Source organism: Parabacteroides sp. AF19-14 (assembly GCF_003635485.1).
Classification (GTDB): Bacteria; Bacteroidota; Bacteroidia; order Bacteroidales; family Tannerellaceae; genus Parabacteroides; species Parabacteroides distasonis.
This window is the reverse complement of sequence record NZ_QTMJ01000028.1, coordinates 26953-51431: the sequence shown is the minus strand read 5'-3', so window position 1 is coordinate 51431 and position 24479 is coordinate 26953. Positions and strand designations below refer to the sequence as shown.

The following is a 24479-nucleotide window of genomic DNA, read 5'->3' as shown; positions in this document are numbered from 1 at the left end:
ACATGAGTACTCGTGATGCTTTACGCCAGTACTCGCAATGGATTACTCCAGTATTTGCAATGGATTACTCCAGTACTTGCGGTGGATTACTCCAGTACTCGCAATAGATTACGCCGGTACTCGTGCGTAAACAGACGTAAATCGCCTTTTAAAAAGGAAGCCTATACGCTAAATCAAAAAAGTACAATGATGGACGAATAACGGGATAGCGCTATTCTCCTTGGGTGGATTAATAAAGGGATTGGAACGTGTTGTCTCGTCTCGCCCGGCGATCTTATAGGAGTCGAGTAGATCGAACAACAAAACTACAGCGACAGGAGCGGACAATTGCACGAGCGTATTCGCCACATCCTGATCGACGGATAACTTAACATATTCCGTCTCGGTAGAGCAGCACTTATGGGACGTGCCCGCCTCACCGCAACTGGGGCAAGTGTCAAGATACTGCAAACTCACCTCCGCCAACTTACCCATACAATAATGGTAATTCAGCGCAAACCCGGAGGAAACCCCGAGGTAAAGAACAGCGAGTATGAACAATAAAAATCTTCTCATCCCAAGTAATATATTCCGCAAATATATGAATATTTTTTGAACGGGCAATAGGGTGGAAAAAGTGCTCGTAGGGTTGTTAAAATCAGAACCTTTTCTTTATAGCCTTGTTCAAGGTAGGTAATTAATCTAAACAAAACACATTTATGAGACTATTTGTACAAGGAGCAGTATTACTGCTAGGTATGGGATTCTTATCGGCTCCCGCTAAGGCTCAAAAGGTGGTCATCGAGGATGACGTGCCAAATTCGATAGTCCTTGTCAGCCAAGACAAGGCAGGTGATGAAATCGTGAGGATAATGAATGAGACGCAGAGCCCTCGTTTCCACGACCCGAAAGCCCCCCGCTTCGTATTGACCGATCGTAAGGGACGTTTCGCCTTGGGTATCGGCGGTTACGTGAAGGCTACGGCGGAGTATGATTTCGGCGGGATCTCGGATGATGTCGATTTCTATCCGTCCATGATCCCGAATGGTGGGCAGAACTACGTCCGTAACCAGTTCCAGATGGACGCTACTACCAGTACGATATTCTTGAAATTAGTGGGTCGTACCAAACACCTCGGGGATTTCGTCGTGTATACGGCGGGTAACTTCCGGGGAGGCAGCAAGGTCTTCGAGCTCCAGAACGCCTATGTGTCTTTCCTTGGTTTCACGATGGGTTACGATTATAGTACCTTCATGGATCTGGCCGCCCTTCCGCCCTCGATCGATTATGCGGGGCCTGCCGGACAGGTTTTCAGCCGTGCCACCCTGTTACGCTATGAGCGTGCTTTCGGTAAGGGATGGAAAGCGGGTGTAGGTATCGAGATGCCAGTGGTGGATGGCATCACGAACCAAAGCGTGAATATCAGTAACCAACGTATGCCGAACTTCCCTGCCTATATCCAATACGCTTGGAATAAGAGCAGCCATATCCGTGTAGCTGGTATCGTACGTAATATGACGTATGAGAACTTGGTGGCGCAACGGGCCGAGTCTAAGGCCGGATGGGGCGTGTTTGCCGCCTCTACGTTCAATGTGACGAGCAAGCTGAACTTCTACGGTCAGGCTACTTACGGCCGGGGGATCAGCCAGTTCTTGAATGATATCAGTAATCTGGACGTGGATCTGGTTCCGGACCCCGAGGCCAAAGGCAAGATGCAAGTGCTTCCGATGATGGGTTGGTACGCTGGCTTGCAGTATAATATCACGCCGAAGGTATTCGTCTCCAGCACCTATAGCCAGACTCGTTTATACAGCGAGAATGATTACCCGGTTACCCCGTCGGATCAATACCGCTACGGTCAATACTTGGTAGCCAACATTTTCTGGAACGTGAACGCTAATCTGCAAGTCGGCGCCGAGTATTTGAGAGGCTGGCGTACCGATTTCAACGATATGACCCGCCACGCCAACCGACTTAATGTTTCCGCTCAATATAACTTCTGATAATGTAGCGTTTTGTTGATGTGCCACACCGGGGGATTCTTGGTGTGGCATTTCTTTTCGAGGCGATTGGCAGGTCTGCGATTAATAGATGTTCGCCATGCTAATCAGCGGCTCATACAGCTTCTCGATATCCTGCGAATCGATCTCGATCTCAACTTGATCACCGGGGATAAGAGTCTGTCCGGCGGGAGCCAAGTCCTTGCGATCCCGGTGAATAGTCTTGATGATACAACGTTGGGGGAGGGTGAGGTGATCTACCTCCTTCCCGTCGAAATAGGCACCTGTCATGATCTCTACGAACAGGCTGGAACGCCCTTCGGTACGGAAGGCTGGAGTCGAGATCATCTCGTCGTAGAGAACCACGTTAAAGGGCTTTATCTGTAGCATTTCCGTGAAGTAATACGTAAGCCCGCCGACAATGATAGAGGGGTAGAATACATCCAGATGCCCGGTTATCTCCGTAATCAAGACGATACCCGTCAGCGGTGTCCGGACTACCGCCACCAAGAAACCTACCATGCTGATTAACATGATATAGCTGATGCTCTCCGTTTCAATGAAACCATACTTCACCAATAATAAGGCGATGATCTGCCCGAACAATCCCCCGGTAACTAGTGTAGGGATGAAATTCCCTCCCGGCAGTCCGGAGGAGAAAGAGAGAGACGTGAATATCAAGTGGATGAGCATCATCGCCGCTATCCATAAAACGGGGTGATATCCATGCATCGCTTGCATGATAAGGAATTGCTCGCCTCCTCCTGTCAAGTCGATCTCCGTCAATGAGATCGTATACGCTATGATAAGCAGGTACAACATCTTCATATAAGGAGGATGCTTCAGTCTGGTAAAGAAATCCTTGCACCAAAGGGTAAACATCGAGTAAATTTTCCCGAAGACGGAAATAACCACGGCCAGAAATAAGAACAACTTCAGTTGATCTATAAAAGTAGCCTGCGGGGCAATAGCGCTAATCTGCGAGTAGGGGTTGAAGGGGAAAATCAAGCTCGCTACGCCTCCCGCCACGACCCCTGCCAGCAAGGTGGTAATGGCGGTCTTGGGAGCGTCGAACCGTTCGATGGACTCGATCACCAAAAGTGAGGAAGCGAGGGGAGCGGCGAAAGCGGCGGCCAATCCGGCACCTGCGCCGGCAGCCAAAAGTTGCTTGCGCTCTCCAGCCAATACGTGTCCCCATTTGGAAATGATATTCCCCACGTAAGATCCGATCTGTACGCACGGTCCCTCACGACCAAGGGACAGGCCGGCGCTGATCGCTAATATCCCTCCCGTGAACTTGGCGATTAATTGTGTCAACGGGTTTTTATAAGTGATCCTGCCATTGATAACCGCCCGTGTCTGGGGAATGCCCCCACCGGTAATCAGCGGCATCTTCTTGACCATCCAATTCACGCAAAGCAATATACCCCATAGCGTGAAGAAGAACAAGACATGGAAATACCAAGGGTAATGACCGTCGAAAAAAAGTTTCCGGCTATTGAATAACTGCTGGAGCAGATAGTGATAAGGTACCGCTACCAACCCGGTCAGCAATCCCACGAAAATGCTTACAAAATAAAGTCTGGCGTCAATAAGTTTCAATTTCCAGATCCGCCAGCGCCTCAATTTTGTTATATCTAAGAGATCATTATCCATCGGACTCACCTTGTTTTCGTTTCCTGTTACAACAACCGAGGTAAATAAGAGGTTTAAAATCTCATTCCATTGAACCTTTTTTAAAAAGCCTTGTTATTAAGATATAGTGTTTTTCATGGTATTAGAATTAAGTTAGATTAGGTTATCCGTCTTGTTCGTGAGAATAGGGCGGTTTTCCTGTTTATAGGGGTTTGTACTTTGAGGCGGTTAGGATTTCTTGGGCGTCGTTGTTTTGCATCAACGCCTCCGGGGTAGATCCCGTCTCCTTCATGTACTGGTTGATGATCTGCCAGCCTATCCAAGTCCCGATATTCCCGGGAGCGTCGTTCTCGGGGAAAATGGCCGGGGTATCCTCGAAATACTGGGAAGTTGTCAGTTGATCCGGGGTATAAAGATGCTTGCGCTCGATGATTGCTTTCCAGATTGTTCCTTCGTTGTCCTTGCACCAGTTGTAGGCCTGTTCGGTGTATCCCATTAGCTCGGCGGCATCGGGAACGCCTAGGGCTTGCGAGAGCAGGTATTTGATTTTTCCCTCGTAAATCATCCGGTCCAGCAATACGTTCTCTTTTCCCGCGAAAGGATATTCGGACATGAGCCACCCCGCCAGATAATCCGGGACCACGAGTCCACGTTGCATTTTCAATTTCTGGGAGTCATAGAAGAAATCTTGATACAAGGGATAGTCCTTTCCCATGTACTTATCGATGGAAAGGGAAAGCAGGCTATCGCCTACCAATACGTTCTGGTTGAAACCGGATACATGCATATAGATAGCAGGGATCTGCATCGAGGGGAAATTCTCCTTTAGATAGGCGAATCCGTATCCCAAGGATTTCTCGATATCCTCCACGGAAGCATATTGGGTGATAGCGTCACGATACAAGCCTTTCAAGGTAGGCTCCGAGTAATAATTCCGCATTTTCTCGAAGAAGCCGGGAGTCTCGATGGTTTGCAGGTTTAATATGCCTTTCCCGATGATATCCAGCATTTCCGGGTATTGTTTGATTAGTTCGGGTTGCAAGGTGGTATCTTCCGTATCGATCAGCCGGAATAAATCCTTGTCAAAACGATTGATATGCAGGGGTTCGACGGTAGCGTAGTTGATCGTATTTGTGTTTTGCCCGTTGCAGCTCAATAGCGTAGCGGACAAAATACAGGCCATGATGAGTTTTGTAACCATATCTCTTCGTATAATAATGTAATATGATAAGAAACGGATCGCATGGGGTAATATTGTGTGACTGGCATCTTATTACTACCTTTGCCTCCCTTTTATTTAAGATTCATCATGCGATATACGAACAAACAAATTCTAAAGATCACGTATCCGGTATTAATCAGCTTGCTCATGGAGCATATGATCGGATTGACGGATACCGCTTATCTGGGACGTGTCGGCGAGGTCGAGCTAGGTGCCTCCGCCTTGGCAGGAGTCTATTATCTCGTGATTTATATGCTGGGCTTTGGTTTCAGTGTAGGCGCTCAGGTGATGATGGCACGTCGTAACGGTGAGGGGGAGTATAAACGGATCGGCGAGGTTTTCACGCAAGGCGGGCTATTCCTTTTTTTGCTGGCGGCGGTGTTGTTTACGGCCTCTAATCTGCTTACGCCCCATCTGCTCCACCGGATGATCGGTTCGGAAGAGGTGTATCGAGCGACGATGAGCTATCTGGACTGGCGGGTGTACGGGTTCTTCTTCTCTTTTATAGCGGTGATGTTCCGTGCGTTTTACGTGAGTACGACGAATACGAAGATCTTGACGGCCAATTCGGTGGTGATGGTGCTTACCAACGTGGTCTTGAACTATATCTTGATATTCGGTAAGTTCGGGTTCCCCGCTTTGGGGATAGCGGGTGCCGCTATCGCTTCCTCGATCTCGGAAGCTGTTTCCGTATTGTTCTTCGTGATTTATACTTGGAAGAAGATAGATTATAAAAAATATGGTCTGTTCCGTTTTACGAGAGTGGATTTTAGGATGCTGGGACAAATACTGAGTGTCTCTATCTGGGTGATGATCCAGCATGGGATCGCTTTTGGGGGATGGTTTATCTTCTTTATCGCTATGGAGCATCTGGGTGAGCGGTCGTTGGCGATTACGAATGTGGTACGTAGCATCTCCTCGTTCCTGTTTATGTTCGTGAATGCTTTCGCCTCCACGAACAGCTCGCTGGTAAGTAACTTGATCGGCGCCGGGGAGTCGGACCGGGTGCTTCCGCTTTGCCGGAGGATGATCGAGCTATGCTATGCGTTCGTGCTACCGATCGGTATCTTGATTGCGATGTTCCCGTCTACCGTATTGCGTATTTATACGGATAACCCGGATTTGATCGCTAGCTCGATCCCCTCGCTGTGGGTGATGCTGTCGTCTTATCTTTTCGCCGTTCCCGGTTTTATTTATTTCTTTAGCGTATCGGGAACAGGCAATACCCGACGTGCGCTGGAAATCGATATGGCTAGCATATTCGTGTACGTATTATATATATTGTATGTCGCTGTATGGTTGCGTGCGGACGTGGCGGTTTGCTGGACTACGGAGTATGTATATAATATCATGATCCTTTCTTCTTTCTTCTATCTGTGGAAAGGAAATTGGCGTAACAAGAAAATCTGAAGACTTATCTTTTGATTAGTACGGTAATTCGTAAGGATAAATCAAAAAAGACCATCTTGGCATTCACGTTCTGTGTGATATGGCGTTCCGCTTTCGCCAATTCTTCCATCAAATCGATCACGTTTCGTTCGTTCACGAAAGGTGAGAACTTAACAGAGAAGCTTGCCTCGTCTAGATTCATATAATTAAGTTCGGGTGATTGGAACCGGTACATGAAGTTCTCCCGGATCAAATGCTGGCAATAGGAGAGGAAGTTCTTCTGTCGCTCCCGTCCGATCCCTGCCATGACGTCTGCCATCGCTTTCATGCCTTTTACGTTTCGTGCCCATGAGTTTCGCATCATGGCCTTGAATTGCTCCAGAAAGAATTTATTTTCCTCGCCCAAGCTAATCGCCTCCATTGCCTTGATAAAACTTCCGGAGGAGAGGTGAGCGACGTGTTTAGCGTCGTCGGGCGAAAGCCCGAAACGGGATACCATGGCATTCATGATCGCATCGGTCTCAATGGGACGGATGTGGATGCGTTGCGCACGAGATTGGATGGTCCCGAGGATAAGATCCGGAGTCTCGGATACCATAAGGATAACCGTTCTCATAGGAGGCTCCTCTATGATTTTCAGAAGCTTATTGGCACAAGTAGGATGCAGTTTCTCCGGCAACCAAACCATCAAGATACGATATTCCGCCTCATAAATCTTTAGGCTCAGTTTATGGATAATCTCATCGCTTTCCTTGGAATAGATGATGGCTTGTGAGTTTCCGGCCTCGATATAATCCAGCCATTCATCCATATTGAAATAGGGATGTTCTTTGAGGAACCCACGCCATTCACTGAGATAATCATCGCAGACCTCTTTCTTTTTCTCTTTCTTGGCTACGATCGGGAATACAAAATGTAAATCGGGATGTGCCAATTCGTCATATTTGAGGCATGACGGGCAACGTCCGCAAGCGTCCGTGTCCGTCCGGTTCGTACAATTCAGATAACGGGCGTAAGCCAAAGCCAGCGGAAACGCCCCGGCTCCCCCTTGCTCTGTGAATAACTGTGCATGGGGTACGATCCCCGTCCGAGCCGATTGTCTCAACCGTTCCTTCACTTCCTCTTGCCCGATGATATCTTTAAAATACATGAGATATTTCCTTTTCTATAGAATAATGAACGAAGTTACGGAAAAGTATTCAGATATCAAAAAGCGCGAGGTTTTGTAAATATCAATTGACATATGTAGAGTAAAACTAAGAACGGATACAATACCAAGTCAAGTCCAATAAAGAATATGTATTTCATTACCTTAGAATTTTAAAAATAACCATACTTAGTACATGATTGTTCAATCGTGTACTTCTATTAGACAACTCAGCGTACAAAAACCCCTATTGTATTTCAATAAATTTCTTTCGCTATTTTGTAAACGCTATCCGAGGCCATCATTGTGTAGAAATGTAAGCTCGGTACGCCATGAACGATCAGATCCTTGCACTGCTGTATACACCATTCCACACCCACCTCTTTCGCTTCCGCATCATCTTTACATTTACGTAATTCTGTCGCGAAAGGCTCCGGGATATCCGCACGGAATATCTTCGGAAGAACCGTTAATTGGTTCTTGAAAACGATCGGTTTGATACCGGGGATGATGGGAACCGTGATGCCTTCCGCACGGCAACGATCCACGAACGCATAATATTTTTCATTATCGAAGAACATTTGGGTTACCAGATATTCAGCGCCATTTTTTACTTTCTCCTTTAAATAATAGATATCAGATTCCATATTGGGCGCTTCCTCGTGCTTCTCCGGATAGCAAGCCATGCCGTACGAGAAGGGAGTCTCTATACCGTCTATCTTGGAACCGTCTAATGCGATACCTTCGTTGAAATGATTTACCTGCTGCTGTAAATCAGTCGCATGATCGTGGTATAACTCCGGGTTTTGCTGGGAGGCCTCTAAGGTCTTTATATCTCCCCTTAATATTAAGAGGTTGTTTACGCCAAGGAAGTTCAAATCGATCAAAGCGTATTCCGTCTCGTCTTTCGTAAAGCCTTTACATATAATATGGGGTACGGCAGGAATACCGTATTTATTCTGGATAGCCGAAGCGATCGCTACGGAGCCCGGACGTTTACGGATGTTTACTTTCTGGAAACTTCCGTCTGGTAAGGTTTTATAGACGAACTCGCTATGGTGGGAGGTGATATTTATGTATTTAGGGTCGAATTCCTTCAACTTGTCAATTACATTATACACCTTCTGGATACTGTTACCTTTCAGCGGCGGTAATATCTCGAAAGAAAAAGCGGTACTCTTACTATTCCTTATCAGATCAATGACTTTCATATTTTAATTATTTTTGACGCGAATGTAGCAAAAATCTTGGTAACATAGATTTTAATCCGCTATTTGTATATATCCAGGCCACGGCTCTTTCATTTACCCATCCGTTTCGGCAGGCCGGAATGCATGAATCTCAAGTGAAATTCCGCACAATAAGTTTACGAGAGAAAATTGTGTATAAGAATCTGATAATCAGTAATTAAAAAACAGGATAATCTTTCTGCGAAAACACGTACATGTTTTTGGAAAAAGTCGTACGTGTTTTCCGGAAAGGTCGTACGTGTTTTCCGGAATCCTTCCACCGAAAACAAAAGCGCATGTTAAAATTTACAAGAAACCCCACTTTAACGAAATGTTAAATGAAAAAGCCGTGGCCTTCCGTTTGCTTTTTTTAGTTTATAGGCCGAACTATATATAAATTAGCGTATATTTGCGGTACACAAAATCTCCCATAGCGACGGCTATGGGCGTTTTTGCTTTTGAGCGATATTATTAACAGTGTAATTTGTTGATTTTAAACTAATTACAGCAAATTGTATAGATATGGAAAATTTAAATTGGTCTGAGCTGGGATTTGGTTATATCAAGACAGACTACAATGTAAGATGCTACTATCGTGACGGCAAATGGGGTGAGTTGGAAGTTTCTTCATCCGAGATTATCAATATTCACATGGCCGCTACTTGCTTGCATTACGGACAAGAGTCTTTCGAGGGTTTGAAGGCCTTCCGTGGAAAAGACGGTAAGATCCGTGTATTCCGTATGGATGAGAACGCTAAACGTATGCAATCTTCCAGCCGGGGTATCAAGATGGCTGAGTTGCCTGTAGAGATGTTCGAGGAAGCTGTACGTAAGGTCGTGAAATTGAACGAGCGTTTTGTTCCTCCTTATGAGAGCGGTGCCGCTTTATATATTCGTCCGTTGATGATCGGCTTGGGCGCTCAGGTGGGTGTGAAGCCGGCTCCCGAATATATGTTTATGATATTTGTCACTCCGGTAGGTCCGTATTTCAAGGGTGGATTCCAGCCCTCGAAGGTGTGCGTGCTTCGTGAGTACGACCGTGCGGCTCCTAACGGGACAGGTACGATCAAGGTGGGTGGTAACTATGCCGCTAGCTTGGTAGCTGGCGAGATCGCTCATTCCAAGGGATACGCCGCCGTATTGTATCTGGATCCGAAAGAAAAGAAATATCTGGATGAGTGCGGTCCGGCTAACTTCTTCGGAATCCGTGGCAATAGCTATATCACTCCGCAATCCCACTCGATCTTGCCCTCGATCACGAACAAGAGCTTGCAGCAATTGGCCGAGGATATGGGCTTGACGGTAGAGCGTCGTCCGGTTCCTTTCGAGGAGATCGCTACGTTCGACGAGGCTGCCGAGTGTGGTACCGCCGCGGTTATCGCCCCGATCTCACAAATCGACGATTTGGATGAGAACAAATCTTTTGTTATCGCCAAAGACGGCAAACCGGGTCCTGTTTGCGAGAAACTATATCATAAGCTACGTGCCATCCAGTATGGCGACGAGCCGGATACTTACGGATGGATCTCGATCATTGAATAATATCTTTTGTTTCGTAAGGACTGGAGTGCGCTCCGTCTTTACGAGACAGAATACGTTGATAGGCAATTGTTAGTTTGAACTTTACTTTTTGCAATAAAATTGCAATCTCCGCATTGCAAATGAGAAAAGATGTTTATCTTTGCATCGGTAATTCCAAATTTTCAATTACCAATTATGTAGGTGGAAGCATTCTTTAAAACACATAAATATCTGGTAGAGCATCTGTATTCTCCGGTACGAAGGGGATTGATGGATGAGATCAATTGGGAGGATCGGTTGATCGGTGTTAAAGGTTCGCGAGGAGTCGGAAAGACCACTTTCTTGTTAGACTATGCCCGTGAATATTTTGGTGCCGATAATAAGGAATGCTTATACATTAATTTAAATCATTTCTATTTTACGGAGCGTACACTCGTTGATTTCGCCGCCGAGTTTCGGGCTAAAGGCGGAAAGGTGTTGTTGATAGACCAAGTATTTAAGTATTCCAACTGGTCGAGAGAGTTGCGGTATTGCTATGATAATTTCGAGGACTTGAAGATCGTTTTCTCCGGCTCGTCGGTGATGCGTCTGAAAGAGGAGAATCCGGACCTGTCCGGCAAGGTGGTATCGTATAACCTCAGGGGGTTCTCGTTCCGTGAGTTCTTGAACTTGATGTCGGGGAACCAGTTTCCTGCGTACACGTTCGATGAGGTATTAGAGAATCATCAGGAAATCGCCAAACGTATTTGCTCGGTCGTAAGGCCGATGGCTTATTTCCAAGATTATCTACATCATGGTTTTTATCCGTTCTTCTTGGAAAAGCGCAACTTCTCCGAGAACCTGCTGAAGACCATGAACATGATGCTAGAGGTGGACGTGTTATACATAAAACAAATCGAACAAAGCTACCTGCCAAAGCTACGCAAACTACTCTACTTATTGGCTACGAGCGCTCCTTGTACCCCAAACGTGAGTCAGTTGAGCAAGGATATCGAGACATCCCGGGCCACCGTGATGAACTATATCAAGTATTTGACAGATGCCCGTTTGATGAATATGCTGTATCCGGTGGGCGAATCCTTTCCGAAGAAACCCTGCAAGGTATATATGTATAACTCGAACCTGATGTACCCCATCCGTCCGATGGAGGTAAATGCTGGGGCGGTGCGTGAGTCGTTCTTTTATAACCAACTATTGAAAGACAATAAGCTGAATGAAGGAATCAAGAACGCCCACTTTCTGGTGAATACGATGTATAATTTCCGGATCGAGGAAAACATGAAAGTGAAGAACAATCCGGATATGTACTATGCTGTCGATAAGACCGAGATCGGGGAGGGGAACATGATCCCGCTTTGGTTGTTCGGTTTTTTATATTAAGTAAGGATATTTTTTAATACTAATAGTTTTATAGGTCTATGACAAAACAGAAGAAATTTTTAACCTGTGATGGTAATCAGGCCGCTGCTCATATCTCGTATATGTTCAGCGAGGTAGCCGCGATTTACCCCATCACTCCGTCGTCTACAATGGCTGAATATGTAGATGAATGGGCTGCAGCCGGACGTAAGAATATTTTCGGCGAGACTGTAATGGTACAGGAAATGCAATCAGAGGGTGGTGCCGCAGGTGCTGTTCACGGTTCATTGCAAGCTGGTGCCTTGACAACAACCTACACTGCTTCTCAAGGTTTGTTGCTTATGATCCCTAATATGTACAAGATCGCCGGTGAATTGCTTCCTTGCGTTTTCCACGTATCCGCTCGTACATTGGCTTCTCATGCGTTGTGTATCTTCGGTGACCATCAAGACGTGATGTCTGCCCGTCAGACAGGTTTCGCCATGTTGGCCGAGGGTTCCGTACAGGAGGTTATGGACTTGGCCGGTGTCGCTCACTTGGCTACGATCAAGTCTCGTGTGCCGTTCGTGAACTTCTTCGACGGTTTCCGTACCTCTCACGAGATCCAGAAGATCGAGGCTTTGGAGAATGAGGACTTGGCTCCGCTTATCGACCAGAAGGCCTTGGCTGAGTTCCGTGCCCGTGCCTTGAACCCGGAGAGACCGGTCGCTCGCGGTATGGCCGAGAACCCGGATCATTTCTTCCAACACAGAGAATCTTCCAACACGTACTACGAGGCAGTTCCCGCTATCGTAGAAGAATATATGAACGAGGTTTCCAAGATCACAGGCCGTAAATACGGTTTGTTCGATTATTACGGAGCTGAGGACGCTGAGCGTGTGATCATCGCGATGGGCTCTGTTACGGAGGCCGCTCGTGAGGCTATCGATCACTTGATCGCTAAGGGCGAGAAGGTAGGTTTGGTATCCGTTCACTTGTATCGTCCGTTCTCCGCTAAGCATTTCTTGGCTGCCGTGCCTAAGACCGCTAAGCGTATCGCCGTATTGGATCGCACGAAAGAGCCGGGCGCTAACGGTGAGCCGTTGTATCTGGACGTAAAAGACTGCTTCTATGGTCAGGAGGATGCTCCGGTTATCGTAGGTGGCCGTTATGGTCTGGGTTCTAAGGATACGACTCCGGCTCAGATCCTGTCCGTATTCGAGAACTTGGCGTTGCCGATGCCGAAGAACCAGTTCACGATCGGTATCGTGGATGACGTTACTTTCACTTCTCTGCCTCAGAAGGAAGAGATCGCCTTGGGCGGTGAGGGTATGTTCGAGGCTAAGTTCTACGGTTTGGGTGCCGACGGTACGGTAGGCGCTAACAAGAACTCGGTGAAGATTATCGGTGATAACACGGATAAATACTGTCAGGCTTATTTCTCTTACGACTCTAAGAAATCCGGTGGTTTCACTTGTTCTCACCTGCGTTTCGGTGATCATCCGATCCGTTCTACTTATTTGGTGAATACCCCGAACTTCGTGGCTTGCCACGTTCAGGCTTATTTGCGCATGTACGACGTGACTCGTGGTTTGCGTGAGAACGGTACCTTCTTGTTGAATACCGTTTGGGGCGCCGAGGAGTTGGCTAAGCACTTGCCTAATAAGGTAAAACGTTACTTCGCTCAGAAGAATATCACTGTATATTATATCAACGCTACACAGATCGCCTTGGAGATCGGTTTGGGTAACCGTACCAATACGATCCTCCAGTCCGCTTTCTTCCGTATCACGGGTGTTATCCCTGTAGACTTGGCTATCGAGCAGATGAAGAAATTCATCGTTAAGTCTTACGGTAAGAAGGGAGAGGACGTAGTTAACAAGAACTATGCGGCTGTAGACCGTGGTGGCGAGTACAACCAATTGACGGTTGATCCCGCTTGGGCTAACCTTCCGGATGATGAGGCTGTCGTAAACAACGATCCCGCTTTCATCAACGAGGTAGTTCGTCCGATCAACGCTCAGGATGGCGACTTATTGAAGGTTTCCGCATTCAAGGGCATCGAGGATGGTACTTGGGCGCAAGGAACCGCTAAATACGAGAAACGTGGCGTGGCCGCTTTCGTTCCGGTTTGGAATGAGGCGAACTGTATCCAGTGTAACCAATGCGCTTACGTTTGTCCTCACGCTTCTATCCGTCCGTTCGTATTGAACGATGAGGAGCAGAAGGGCGCTAGCTTCGCTATGTTGGACGTGAAGGCTCCGGCCGCTATGAAGGGTATGAAGTTCCGTATGCAGGTAGACGTTCTCGACTGTCTGGGTTGCGGTAACTGCGCCGATATCTGTCCGGGATTCAAGGGCAACAAGGCATTGTCTATGGTTCCGCTGGAAGGCCAGTTGGCTGAGGCCGATAACTGGAACTACTGCGTAGCTAACGTTTCTTCTAAGCAAAACTTGGTAGACGTGAAGTCTAACGTAAAGAACTCACAGTTCGCTACTCCGTTGTTTGAATTCTCAGGCGCTTGCTCCGGTTGTGGCGAGACTCCGTACGTGAAGTTGATCACCCAGTTGTTCGGCGACCGCGAGATGGTGGCTAACGCTACCGGATGTTCTTCTATCTACTCCGGTTCTGTTCCTTCCACTCCTTATACAACGAACGAGAAGGGGCAAGGTCCTGCTTGGGCAAACTCTTTGTTCGAGGACTTCTGCGAGTTCGGCTTGGGTATGGAATTGGCGAACGAGAAGATGCGTAAACGTCTGGAAGGCTTGTTGCAACAGATCACCGTGGGCGAGCATGCTCCGGCTGAGGCCAAGGAGATAGCCGCCGCTTGGATCGCTAACCAGAACGACGCCGATAAGACGAAGGAATTGGCTCCGCAGGTAATGGCATTCGTTGAGCAAGGCATCAAGGAGGGTTGTCCGGTTTGCGCTCAGATCAAGGAATTGTCTCACTTCTTGGTAAAACGTTCTCAATGGATTATCGGTGGTGACGGTGCTTCTTACGATATCGGTTACGGTGGTTTGGATCACGTGATCGCTTCCGGCAAGAACGTAAATATCTTGGTATTGGATACCGAGGTTTACTCTAACACGGGTGGTCAGTCTTCTAAGGCTACTCCGGTGGGCGCTATCGCTAAGTTCGCCGCTTCCGGTAAGAGGGTACGTAAGAAAGACCTTGGCTTGATGGCTACTACTTATGGTTACGTATATGTGGCTCAGATCGCTATGGGCGCCGACCAAGCCCAGACATTGAAGGCGATCCGCGAGGCCGAGGCTTACGACGGTCCTTCATTGATCATCGCTTACGCTCCTTGTATCAACCACGGTTTGAAGAAGGGTATGGGTAAGTCGCAAGCTGAGGAGAAAGAAGCCGTAGCATGCGGTTACTGGCACTTGTGGCGTTACAACCCGGCTTTGGAGGCAGAGGGCAAGAATCCGTTCACCTTGGATAGCAAGGAGCCGGATTGGAGCAAGTTCCAAGACTTCTTGAAGGGTGAGGTTCGTTTCGCTTCCGTAGCTAAACAATATCCGGCTGAGGCCGCTGAGTTGTTTGCCGCCGCCGAGGAGAACGCTAAATGGCGTCTGCGTAGCTACAAACGTATGGCTGCCGAGAATTGGGATGTAGAGGCTTAATATAACAGGTCTTTTAGTATAGAATGAGGGCGGTGTCTCCGGAAACGGAAGGCACCGCTTTTTTTATGGGGTGGATGGGGGAAGCTGCACATAAGGCGATACGGACCTGTACTACCGTATGTATCGGCCTGTACTTCCTTATGTGTCAGCCCGCGCTACCGTATCTACAAGTCCGTACTAACGTATCTACACGTTTGCACGAACGTATCTGCAAGTTTGCACGAACGTATCTACAAGCTTGTACTACCATATCTGCAAGCCTGCGCTACCGTATGCGCGGTTTCTCAGAAGACCGGGATCGAATAGACCAGCCCCAGCGATATGCGGTGTGTATCCGGTTCTATGGCTCCCATTCGCGTGGCGGCTTTCTCTAGGATAACGCCCCGGTAGGTGTATAGGACGAATACGAAAAGGTCGAGTTGCTTGAAGGGGAAGAATTCCACGCTACTCTGCGCGTTCCACGAACGGCGGTACATCCCTTTCCGGAAATCGCCGTTGCCCTTGTACACCCGGGCGGTCTCGTACGCCCCTTTCACGTAAACGTTCCATTGGGGGTGGACACGGTAATCCACGTCGCCGATAATCGATAGGTATTCGGTGTTCATGGCGGTATGAGGCGTTCCGGGCAGACGGCTGACGACCCCATGCTGGTCGATCCCTTGGCGGGTGTACATAACGTCGAGGTACGTTAGCAACGGGCCTTTCTCATAGGTGTTGCCACAGGTGAAATAGTAGGAGTAGCGCTTGCGGGTCTGCTGTCCGACGGCGGTGGCATAACGCAGTTGCAAGGCCTTGTCCAGATAATAGCTATTCCAGTTGACCGTGTACATAAAGGGTATCTTGGCCTTGGCGGTACCCTCGGGAAGTCCGGTAGGGTAGATGTCCTCGTCGTTACCGTTGCGGTTATTCACGATCTGGAAACAAAGCTCGTGGTCCGGGTTGACTTGCCAGTTGCCCGAGATACCGGCTTGGTAGGCGGTCAGTAAATTATTGAACTCGCTAAACTCTCGTACCCGGATGGAATTGACGTAATACTCGTATCCCCCGAAATTAACGAATTGCTTGCCGATCGTGAAATTGAGATTATGCCGTGCCTTTAGGTTCACGTAAGCCAGCTCGAGCGAGGAGGAGAGGTTGTCGAGCGAATAGGGATCGGAGTATTTGTTGAAAGACTGCCGGTAATGATACCCCAGCCACTTGCCCACGTCCCCCTTGATCTCCAGCCGGACACGGTTAAGCTTGAAGTTCATACCGTCTAGCTCGTTCCCGACAAACTCAGCGTTGGCCGAGGTGAAAAGCTGGAAGTTCATCTCGGCGCTATTGATCTTGATCTCTCCGTTCGATAATCGTTCCACGAGTGTAGGTTCCCCGTTATTCTCCCGAAGGGTCTCTTGGGCCGTCAGGCTGGCGTTCGTGGCTAGACAAAGCAAGAAAAGTAGAAAATGTTTCCTCATACGATAGATTTAGTTGGTAACAGCCTACAAAAGTATAAAAAACGTCTTAACCAAGATACGTTTAAGGGGATGAAAATGGGTGTTTAGGGGATGCGGACTTTCGTGCTATCCGCATCCCGAGGTGTATACGCTTTCTCTAGCCTCCGTCTAGAACCTCAATTGAGAATTCAATTCCGGGAACTGCGCTTGATGCCAATACGGGTAGATCGGGGTCGTCTGGCTTGCCATATCGAGGCGCTTCACCTGCTCCGGGCTGAGGCTCCAGCCTACGGCCTCTAGGTTCTGCCTTAGCTGCTCTTCCGTGCGGGCACCTATGATAAGGCTGCTTACTGTAGGCCGTTGCAATAACCAGTTCAAGGCGCATTGGGCTACGCTATGCCCGGTCTCCTCGGCTACCTGTTCCAATACCTCCACGATGTCGTACAGGCGTTCGTAAGAAGTAGCCTCGTCAGGTATCGGGCTTCCTCCGCGAGCGACACGCCCGTCCGTCGGGATCGGGTTATTCCGGCGGTACTTCCCGCCCAGACGTCCGGCGGATAAGGGGCTCCAGATAATGGCGCCCACCTTCTGGTCGATGCCTAGCGGCATCAGTTCCCACTCAAACTCCCGGTTCAACAAGGAGTAATAAACCTGTTGGGCCACGTACCGGCTCCATCCATACCGCTCCGATACGGAAAGCGACTTCATTAAGTGCCAGCCGGAGAAGTTCGAGCAAGCGATATAACGGACCTTCCCGCTCGTCACCAAGTCGTCCAAGGCTCGGAGTGTCTCCTCTACCGGGGTATTCGCATCGAAACCGTGCATATGGTAAATGTCGATATGATCCGTGTTCAATCGTCTCAGGCTCGCCTCGCACGCCTGTATCAGATGGAAACGGGAAGAACCGATGGCGTTACGGCTCTCCGGGCTGAGGTTGAAAGTCGCCTTCGTGGAGATCAAGAGGCGATTCCTCAATCCGTGGATCGCCTTTCCCAAGATTTCCTCGGAAAGACCGTTGGAGTAGACATCCGCCGTATCGAATAGATTCACCCCGGCGTCCAAGCAAAGATTGACCATACGGGTAGCCTCTTCCACCTTGGTATGTCCCCAACCTTCAAAACCATTCGTGCCACCAAAAGTAGCCGTACCTAAACAAAGTGCCGGAACGTATAATCCGGAACCTCCTAGTTGTCTGTATTCCATAAAAAACTATATCTATTATTTGATGAAGGAAATGAAAATACAAATGTAACAAATAAAGTGTATCTTTGTCATTAAAAGAAGATAATAGGTATAAGTATGATTAAGGCAGTATTTTTTGACATTGACGGTACGTTGGTAAGTTTCAAGACGCATAAACTACCGGACTCCACGGTCCGGGCCTTGGACCTGTTGCGAGAAAAGGGAATCAAGGTTTTCATCGCTACCGGCCGCCAGTTGCAATCTATCAATAACCTCGGGACGCAAGAGTTCGATGGCTATGTTACCTTGAACGGAGGATATTGCTTGGCCGGAAAAGATAAGGTTATCTATAAACATAATATCCCGTCGGGGGATATAGAGGCGTTGATCCGCTATCAAGAGAATGAGGAGGCGTTCCCGTGCGCCTTGGTGGAGGAAGATGGGATTTACCAGAACTACGTGGATGATTCTGTGCGACAGCTTTACGACATGCTAGACTTCCCTCATCCTCCCTTGCGTCCTTTGCGTGGCAACGGGGGTAAGGAAGTATACCAGCTGATAGCCTTTTTCTCTCCCGGCCATGAAGAACGTATCATGTCCGTCTTGCCGCATTGCGAGGCTACTCGCTGGAACCCGCTATTTGCGGATGTCGTGCCGCGGGGGAGCAGTAAGGCGGTAGGGATCGATAAGATCATCGAGTATTACGGGATCTCGCTCCACGAGACGATGGCTTTTGGCGATGGAGGCAACGATATGGCCATGCTTCGCCACGCCGGGATCGGGGTAGCCATGGGTAACGCCGGCGACGAGGTGAAAGAGGCGGCGGATTACGTGACCGACTCCGTAGATGACGATGGTGTCATGAACGCTTTAAGACATTTCGATGTTATATAAATAAACAGTTTAATAACGCTAAATCACAAACGCTATGATTGATGAATTGGTAAGCTATAATCGTGAGTTCGTAAAGAACAAGGGGTATGAGAAGTATATCACGAATAAATATCCCGATAAGAAGATCGCCATCGTGTCTTGCATGGATACCCGGCTGACCGAGTTGCTACCCGCCTCCTTGGGCATCAAGAATGGAGACGTGAAAATTATAAAGAACGCAGGGGCGATCATATCCCACCCCTTCGGAAGCGTTATCCGGAGCTTGATGGTGGCGATTTACGAGCTTGGGGTTGTAGAGGTAATGATAATCGGGCATACCGATTGCGGAGCCAAGCACATGAATAGCTCCGAGATGATCGAAAAGATGAAAGAGCGGGGAATTCCGCAGGAACGAATAGATATGATCCGATATTGCGGTATAAACTTCGAGTCGTGGTTGCGGGGATTCGAGACCTCCGAGGCTTCCGTGCACGAGACCGTGGAGCAAATTCGGAATCATCCGCTGATTCCGTCGGATATAACGGTAAGAGGGTTTGTAATAGACTCTGTTACAGGTGAATTAACGCCGGTGGAGTAATCCCCGGCGTATTTAGACTTATTTGCACAAGTCATAAATAATCGAAAAAATGAAATATTTTATTATGTTCTACAACATTGTTTCGGATAAAATGGTTATCTTTGTAACGAATTAAGAAAGAAAGATCGTTTTAGGATTATTTATTAACTGGCTTTCCAAGCGTGGGAAGCGTAAAACAAAAAGATTATGATGATGAGAGAAAATGAGAAAAGCCTTCGTGCTTTAGCGATGTTGCGTTATCAAGCAGATCGTTACCAGTCAGCTGGCAATGGTGCCATGAGTCAGCGATTAAACGCTGAGATCCGTCGCCTTATGAGCGAAATGAGTGTAGATGCGGATAAGAACTAAAAGACCGCGTCTTTTTTAAGTAAAGAATTAAAGTAAGAAATAAATTAGATGTCATCTCTTACCTCCGTTCAAAACGGAATGGTGAGAGATAGGAAATGAGGATTACCTTTGGCGATACGGCCGGGTGAGCCTTTTTTTTTGTGCCCTTTCCTTTCCTTCTCCTTCGCGTATCAGGGAAATTACTTATATTTGTGGATGAAAAAGCTAAAACAATAATCATTTGAACACAAAAACGATGAAAAAAGCAGGATTACTCTTAATGTCGCTGGCATTAAGTACGGCTCTTTGGGCGGAAAGTCCGGAGAAGAAAGGTTTGGACGTGATAAATAGATCGACCGCCGAGGCGCATATCGGTTTCTTGGCCGATGATGATCTGGAGGGCCGTGAGGCCGGTTTCCGTGGAGGCCGTATAGCGGGCGATTATATCGTGGCGAACCTGAAATCATTGGGTATCGACCCTGTAGGAGACTCTTATTACCATCCGTTTGAGGCTTACCATATGGAACGCCAGAAGAGAGGGGCCCGCTGGCAGGTGCAGCCGGATTCCATAGCGGCTATCAAGCAAACCGGTGTTTTCCAGAAACTTTCCTTGAATAATATCTTGGGTAAGATAGAGGGCAAGAACCCGAGTGAGATCGTGATCGTCGGCGCTCACTATGACCATCTGGGTATCGACCCGATGCTGGATGGCGACCAGGTCTATAACGGGGCGGACGATAACGCCTCCGGAGTCTCTGCCGTTTTGCAGATAGCGAGGGCTTTCCTTGCCACGGGCCAGCAACCGGAGCGAACCGTTATATTCGCTTTCTGGGACGGTGAGGAGAAAGGGCTTCTCGGATCGAAAGCCTTCGTTCAGTTTTTTCCAGAGATAAAGAACGTGAAAGGATATTTGAATTTCGATATGATCGGCCGTAACAATAACGAGGCGAAGCCTACCCATGTGGTTTATTTCTATACAGAGGCGCACCCTGCTTTCGGCGATTGGCTGAAGAACGATATCAAGAAATACAACTTGAATCTGGCACCGGATTATCGTCCGTGGGATAACCCGGTAGGAGGGAGTGATAACGGTTCCTTCGCTAAGATAGGTATCCCTATTATCTGGTATCATACCGACGGGCATCCGGATTACCATCAACCGAGCGACCATGCCGACCGGATTAATTGGGACAAGGTGGTGAATATCACGAAGGCCTCGTTCCTTAATATGTGGTATATGGCGAATGAGAAAGATTTTTAGAGATTATACGTCTTTTTCAATAGAAGATATCTAATAAAAGTAAGTTAACTTCATCGGCGAAGTAAGTTAACTTACTTTGGCATTTTAATTAACTTACTTTGCCGATGAAGCTGGCTTGCTTTTATATTCTGAAAAAACGCTTGAATTACTGTAATTTCATATCTTACCGCAGATACTTAGTTCTACATGAACTCAAGTCGATTTTAACTTAAAATCGTTTATATTTCTAATTTTATATTGTAAAACATAAAAAATAAGGGAGGATTTATTTAATTATAATAACACAATGTAATGAATATTTCATATCTTTGCCTCCGATATAAAATGTGCTAGGTATTTTGGCGCCAACTAAATAAAACAACTTCTACTTAAGAAAAGTTCATGTAGGACTCCGATAGTTAGCCCATTTTTTATTTGAACTTAATTACGCTAGAACTCAGGAGTGAGTGTATGTATGTGAATAATTTTAAAAGACAAATGTTTCGCCAAGACATTGTCTAATTATTTATTAATAAAACCATCAGTTATGTTGAAAAACTTTAAACCTGTCAGCTTAATTTTATGTGCGGGTGCGTTATGCTTCTCGGGAAGCATGTATGCCAACATCGCACCTGTTGAGCAAGGTACCTCTATCTCCCAGCAAAACGGGAAAGTAACAGGTACAGTGGAAGATGATTTCGGCCCAGTGACCGGAGCGTCTGTTGTCGTGAAAGGAACGTCTAATGGAACGATTACCGATATGGACGGTAATTTCACCTTGGATGGCGTCAAGAATGGTGATGTAATCCAAATCTCATTCATTGGTTACTCCACCATGGAGCTTACGTATACCGGTAAGCCGGTAGGCGTTATCAAATTAGCGGAAGACACCCAGAAATTGGATGAGGTCGTGGTTACGGCCTTGGGTATCAAGCGTGAGAAGAAAGCGTTGGGATATGCTACGCAAGAATTGAAAGGAGACGAACTTGTAAATGCACGGGAAAGTAATATTGCGAATGCGTTATCTGGTAAAGTATCGGGTTTGCAGGTAGTTCGTTCTAGTAGTGGCCCTGGCGGTTCTTCAAAAATTGTATTGCGTGGTAATAATTCATTAACTGGATCTAATCAGCCGTTGATTGTTGTCGATGGTATTCCAATGGATAACTTTACTGGAGGAGTTGATGATGCTTGGGGTAATAGCGGCGTGGATATGGGTAATGGTTTGTCAGATATCAACCCGGAAGATATCGAATCCATGAACGTGTTGAAAGGAGCTTCAGCCGCCGCGTTATATGGTTCTCGTGCAGGTAATGGCGTAATTTTGATTACGACGAAATCGGGTAAAAAGCAAAGTGGATTAGGTATTACTGTAAATGCCGGAGTTACAGTGGAAAGCATGTTTTTGAAACCAGAATTACAGAATACGTATGGTCAGGGTACAAATGGCATATATAATGTGAAAGACCGTTCAAGCTGGGGGCCTGTTGCCGATGGTTCCGTAACAATTGATCGCTGGGATGGGCAGAAAGTCCAGATGTATACTTATGATAATATAGATGCTTATTTCCAGAAAGGAACTTCATTCAATGAAGGTGTATCTTTTCAGCAGAGCTATGATGGGACGGCGGTATTCGCCTCAATTAATCGCTCTGATGATAAGGGCATCGTTCCGGGTGCATCATTAAATAAAACGTCTCTTACTTTGCGTGGAACAAGCGAGTTCGGTCCGGATAAAAGATGGAAATTAGATGCAAAAGCCAACTATTTAAATAATAACGCAAAGAATCGTCCAATCCAAGGTATTAACCAATCGAATGCCTTTAGTACGATCTATAATTTACCACGATCGCTGGATATTAGGGATCTGGAGAACTGTTTGGACGAAAATGGAAATATGATTTGGTGGGATACCGAGAGTACTCCCCAAGAAAATCCGTATTGGATTAAAGATTATAGAACAAATCAAGACTCTCGTAATCGTTTGTTAGGTACAATTTCTCTTTCTTATAAGATAACGGACTGGTGGAACCTCGAGCTAAAAGGCGGTACGGACTATTATACGACTACGACTACAAATAAGGTATATTCTGGTGGTAATGTGAATCCGAAAGGGCGTTACTCTGAGAAGTCGGAGACTTTTTATGAGAACAACTATAGTTTCTTGACTACCTTTAAGAAAGATAACCTTTTTAGCAAGTTTGGTGGTTTTGTGACCGTGGGTGGAAACTTGATGATGCAACGCCGTAAGAAATTAGAGGCTGGTACGGGTGATTTATTGATCCCGAATCTATTTGCGATGTCTAATGCCGCTGACAAGAATAATATGACGCATACATCTGAAGATGTACAGCGCAAGATGAATTCTATTTACGGTTCTTTGCAAATGAACTGGGATGGCTGGCTGTTTATGGATATTACGGCTCGTAATGACTGGTCTTCCACTATGAGTAAAGAAAACCAATCTTATTTTTATCCTTCGGTTAGCTTATCTGGTGTTATTTCAGATATGGTGGAAAAGGTTGGCGGTACAATGCCGGAATGGATGAGTTTCGCTAAGGTTCGTGCTTCTTATGCGGAAGTAGGTAATGACCTTGATCCATATCAATTGTATACTGTATTCAAGGTTGATAAAGATCCAAATGGTAACCCAACTGCAGCTCTAGGAACTACTTTATATGATTCTTCTGTACGTTCAGAGTTGATTAAATCTTGGGAAGCCGGTATTGATTTGAAGTTTTTCAATAATCGATTAGGTATTGATGCGGCTTGGTACAAATCTAATGCTACCCGCCAATTGCTAGATTTGGCAATGGATCCATTTTCTGGTTATTCCAAACGTAAGATCAATGCAGGTAATATTCAAAATTCAGGTGTGGAATTAATGCTTTATGGTACTATTTTGCAGAATCCTAGAGGCTTAAATTGGGAAACAACATTGAATGCTTCCTTCAATAAAAATAAAATCATAGATTTGTATGAAGGAGTAAATGAATATGGCATCAAGACTTTTGATGATTTAAAGATTGTAGCCCGTACGGGTAGTTATTATGGCGATATTTATGGTAAAAAATTCCAACGTGTTGAAAGTGGGGAACATGCTGGTAAAATTATTGTAGATGCTCAAGGTTTACCATTAGTTACTTCAGATGATTATTATCTGGGGAATCAACAGCCTGATTGTATGTTGGGATGGACTAACTCGTTCTCTTATAAAAATATTTCTTTGAGCTTTTTGATTGATGCTCGTATTGGTGGAAATATTTACTCAGCGACCACTGCTAATTTGTACAAGGCAGGTAATGCCGCAGGTACCGTTATAAATGGAACCCGTGAGGAATTTGTAGTTCCGAATTCAGTGACTTCTGATGGAAATGGTGGTTATACGGCAAATTCTAATGCTGTTACTCCTGAATTGTACTGGGGACGTGCTGCCGGAGGTAATATCGGTGTGGGTGAGGCATTTTTATATGATGCTACTAATATTCGTCTACGTAATATTACCGTTGGTTATGATTTTGAGAAAAAATGGTTAGAGAAAACCCCATTACAGAAAGTACGTGTATCATTCGTGGCGAATAACGTTTGGATGATTGTAAATCATTTGGAAGGTATTGATCCGGAATCTATTTCGGCTACAAATTCCAATGCTACTGGTTTTGAGAATGGGGCAGCTCCGACTTCTCGCTCTTTCACATTTAATGTAACAGTTGGTTTCTAATAAGAAAGATGATTTT

The 24479-nt window shown here is 46.6% G+C and carries 17 protein-coding genes; 10 read left to right on the top strand and 7 right to left on the bottom strand.

What is annotated here, in order from left to right:
* Positions 1-168 precede the first annotated feature (168 nt).
* Positions 169-555 carry a hypothetical protein gene (locus DWX33_RS20040; protein WP_005858311.1) on the bottom strand — a complete coding sequence of 129 codons (387 nt, stop codon included), beginning with the start codon at positions 553-555 and terminating at the stop codon, positions 169-171.
* Positions 556-698: 143 nt separating this feature from the next.
* Between DWX33_RS20040 and DWX33_RS20035 the strand changes: the two genes are divergently transcribed.
* On the top strand, positions 699-1982 hold the full coding sequence (locus DWX33_RS20035) for a DcaP family trimeric outer membrane transporter (RefSeq protein ID WP_005866118.1): 1284 nt from the start codon (positions 699-701) through the stop codon (positions 1980-1982).
* A gap of 81 nt (positions 1983-2063) precedes the next feature.
* On the opposite strand, the gene DWX33_RS20030 is transcribed toward DWX33_RS20035, so the two are convergent.
* Together DWX33_RS20030 and DWX33_RS20025 are read right to left on the bottom strand one after the other, a co-directional pair.
* The gene (locus DWX33_RS20030) at positions 2064-3635 is read right to left on the bottom strand and encodes a ClC family H(+)/Cl(-) exchange transporter (protein WP_005866120.1); all 1572 of its coding nucleotides are present in this window, start codon (positions 3633-3635) and stop codon (positions 2064-2066) included.
* Positions 3636-3816: 181 nt separating this feature from the next.
* On the bottom strand, positions 3817-4815 hold the full coding sequence (locus DWX33_RS20025; protein ID WP_008774151.1) for a hypothetical protein: 999 nt from the start codon (positions 4813-4815) through the stop codon (positions 3817-3819).
* Between the two features lie 108 nt (positions 4816-4923).
* Here DWX33_RS20025 and DWX33_RS20020 point away from each other — a divergent pair, with 108 nt between their 5' ends.
* On the top strand, positions 4924-6246 hold the full coding sequence (locus tag DWX33_RS20020; protein ID WP_122380961.1) for an MATE family efflux transporter: 1323 nt from the start codon (positions 4924-4926) through the stop codon (positions 6244-6246).
* A gap of 4 nt (positions 6247-6250) precedes the next feature.
* Here the strand turns inward: DWX33_RS20020 and DWX33_RS20015 are convergent, their stop codons facing one another.
* Positions 6251-7375 (bottom strand): DNA polymerase III subunit delta, encoded by a 1125-nt coding sequence (locus DWX33_RS20015; RefSeq protein ID WP_009017095.1) that lies wholly within the window; start codon positions 7373-7375, stop codon positions 6251-6253.
* 254 nt (positions 7376-7629) lie between these two features.
* Positions 7630-8583 (bottom strand): methylenetetrahydrofolate reductase [NAD(P)H], encoded by a 954-nt coding sequence (metF, locus tag DWX33_RS20010; RefSeq protein ID WP_057325963.1) that lies wholly within the window; start codon positions 8581-8583, stop codon positions 7630-7632.
* 540 nt (positions 8584-9123) lie between these two features.
* Here metF and DWX33_RS20005 point away from each other — a divergent pair.
* The 3 genes from DWX33_RS20005 (at position 9124) to nifJ (ending at position 15092) form a co-directional block, all read left to right on the top strand.
* Positions 9124-10143, top strand: coding sequence for a branched-chain amino acid aminotransferase (locus DWX33_RS20005; RefSeq protein ID WP_005858291.1), 1020 nt, complete (start codon positions 9124-9126; stop codon positions 10141-10143).
* A gap of 180 nt (positions 10144-10323) precedes the next feature.
* Complete coding sequence (locus DWX33_RS20000) at positions 10324-11502, top strand: ATP-binding protein (protein ID WP_122380960.1); 1179 nt, start codon at positions 10324-10326, stop codon at positions 11500-11502.
* A gap of 38 nt (positions 11503-11540) precedes the next feature.
* Positions 11541-15092 carry a pyruvate:ferredoxin (flavodoxin) oxidoreductase gene (gene nifJ / locus DWX33_RS19995; RefSeq protein ID WP_122380959.1) on the top strand — a complete coding sequence of 1184 codons (3552 nt, stop codon included), beginning with the start codon at positions 11541-11543 and terminating at the stop codon, positions 15090-15092.
* Between the two features lie 284 nt (positions 15093-15376).
* On the opposite strand, the gene DWX33_RS19990 is transcribed toward nifJ, so the two are convergent.
* The gene (locus DWX33_RS19990) at positions 15377-16546 is read right to left on the bottom strand and encodes a porin (protein ID WP_122144169.1); all 1170 of its coding nucleotides are present in this window, start codon (positions 16544-16546) and stop codon (positions 15377-15379) included.
* 147 nt (positions 16547-16693) lie between these two features.
* On the bottom strand, positions 16694-17728 hold the full coding sequence (locus DWX33_RS19985) for an aldo/keto reductase (RefSeq protein ID WP_005858283.1): 1035 nt from the start codon (positions 17726-17728) through the stop codon (positions 16694-16696).
* 96 nt (positions 17729-17824) lie between these two features.
* Between DWX33_RS19985 and DWX33_RS19980 the strand changes: the two genes are divergently transcribed.
* From DWX33_RS19980 to DWX33_RS19965, 5 genes are all read left to right on the top strand, one after another.
* The gene (locus DWX33_RS19980) at positions 17825-18601 is read left to right on the top strand and encodes a Cof-type HAD-IIB family hydrolase (RefSeq protein WP_005858281.1); all 777 of its coding nucleotides are present in this window, start codon (positions 17825-17827) and stop codon (positions 18599-18601) included.
* Between the two features lie 34 nt (positions 18602-18635).
* Positions 18636-19178, top strand: a complete 543-nt coding sequence (locus tag DWX33_RS19975) for a carbonic anhydrase (protein WP_005858279.1) — start codon at positions 18636-18638, stop codon at positions 19176-19178.
* 186 nt (positions 19179-19364) lie between these two features.
* The gene (locus tag DWX33_RS22635; protein WP_005858277.1) at positions 19365-19526 is read left to right on the top strand and encodes a hypothetical protein; all 162 of its coding nucleotides are present in this window, start codon (positions 19365-19367) and stop codon (positions 19524-19526) included.
* A 235-nt stretch (positions 19527-19761) separates the two neighbouring features.
* Positions 19762-20766 carry a M28 family metallopeptidase gene (locus DWX33_RS19970; protein WP_122380958.1) on the top strand — a complete coding sequence of 335 codons (1005 nt, stop codon included), beginning with the start codon at positions 19762-19764 and terminating at the stop codon, positions 20764-20766.
* A 526-nt stretch (positions 20767-21292) separates the two neighbouring features.
* Entirely contained in the window at positions 21293-24463 is a 3171-nt protein-coding gene (locus DWX33_RS19965) for a SusC/RagA family TonB-linked outer membrane protein (protein ID WP_005866145.1), read from the top strand.
* Positions 24464-24479 lie beyond the last annotated feature (16 nt).

What these genes read in the sequence shown, in the direction of transcription:
- DWX33_RS20040 (WP_005858311.1), bottom strand. Translation starts at nt 555, where the DNA reads ATGAGAAGATTTTTATTGTTCATACTCGCTGTTCTTTACCTCGGGGTT.
- DWX33_RS20035 (WP_005866118.1), top strand. Translation starts at nt 699, where the DNA reads ATGAGACTATTTGTACAAGGAGCAGTATTACTGCTAGGTATGGGATTC.
- DWX33_RS20030 (WP_005866120.1), bottom strand. Translation starts at nt 3,635, where the DNA reads ATGGATAATGATCTCTTAGATATAACAAAATTGAGGCGCTGGCGGATC.
- DWX33_RS20025 (WP_008774151.1), bottom strand. Translation starts at nt 4,815, where the DNA reads ATGGTTACAAAACTCATCATGGCCTGTATTTTGTCCGCTACGCTATTG.
- DWX33_RS20020 (WP_122380961.1), top strand. Translation starts at nt 4,924, where the DNA reads ATGCGATATACGAACAAACAAATTCTAAAGATCACGTATCCGGTATTA.
- DWX33_RS20015 (WP_009017095.1), bottom strand. Translation starts at nt 7,375, where the DNA reads ATGTATTTTAAAGATATCATCGGGCAAGAGGAAGTGAAGGAACGGTTG.
- metF (WP_057325963.1), bottom strand. Translation starts at nt 8,583, where the DNA reads ATGAAAGTCATTGATCTGATAAGGAATAGTAAGAGTACCGCTTTTTCT.
- DWX33_RS20005 (WP_005858291.1), top strand. Translation starts at nt 9,124, where the DNA reads ATGGAAAATTTAAATTGGTCTGAGCTGGGATTTGGTTATATCAAGACA.
- nifJ (WP_122380959.1), top strand. Translation starts at nt 11,541, where the DNA reads ATGACAAAACAGAAGAAATTTTTAACCTGTGATGGTAATCAGGCCGCT.
- DWX33_RS19990 (WP_122144169.1), bottom strand. Translation starts at nt 16,546, where the DNA reads ATGAGGAAACATTTTCTACTTTTCTTGCTTTGTCTAGCCACGAACGCC.
- DWX33_RS19985 (WP_005858283.1), bottom strand. Translation starts at nt 17,728, where the DNA reads ATGGAATACAGACAACTAGGAGGTTCCGGATTATACGTTCCGGCACTT.
- DWX33_RS19980 (WP_005858281.1), top strand. Translation starts at nt 17,825, where the DNA reads ATGATTAAGGCAGTATTTTTTGACATTGACGGTACGTTGGTAAGTTTC.
- DWX33_RS19975 (WP_005858279.1), top strand. Translation starts at nt 18,636, where the DNA reads ATGATTGATGAATTGGTAAGCTATAATCGTGAGTTCGTAAAGAACAAG.
- DWX33_RS22635 (WP_005858277.1), top strand. Translation starts at nt 19,365, where the DNA reads ATGATGATGAGAGAAAATGAGAAAAGCCTTCGTGCTTTAGCGATGTTG.
- DWX33_RS19970 (WP_122380958.1), top strand. Translation starts at nt 19,762, where the DNA reads ATGAAAAAAGCAGGATTACTCTTAATGTCGCTGGCATTAAGTACGGCT.
- DWX33_RS19965 (WP_005866145.1), top strand. Translation starts at nt 21,293, where the DNA reads ATGTTGAAAAACTTTAAACCTGTCAGCTTAATTTTATGTGCGGGTGCG.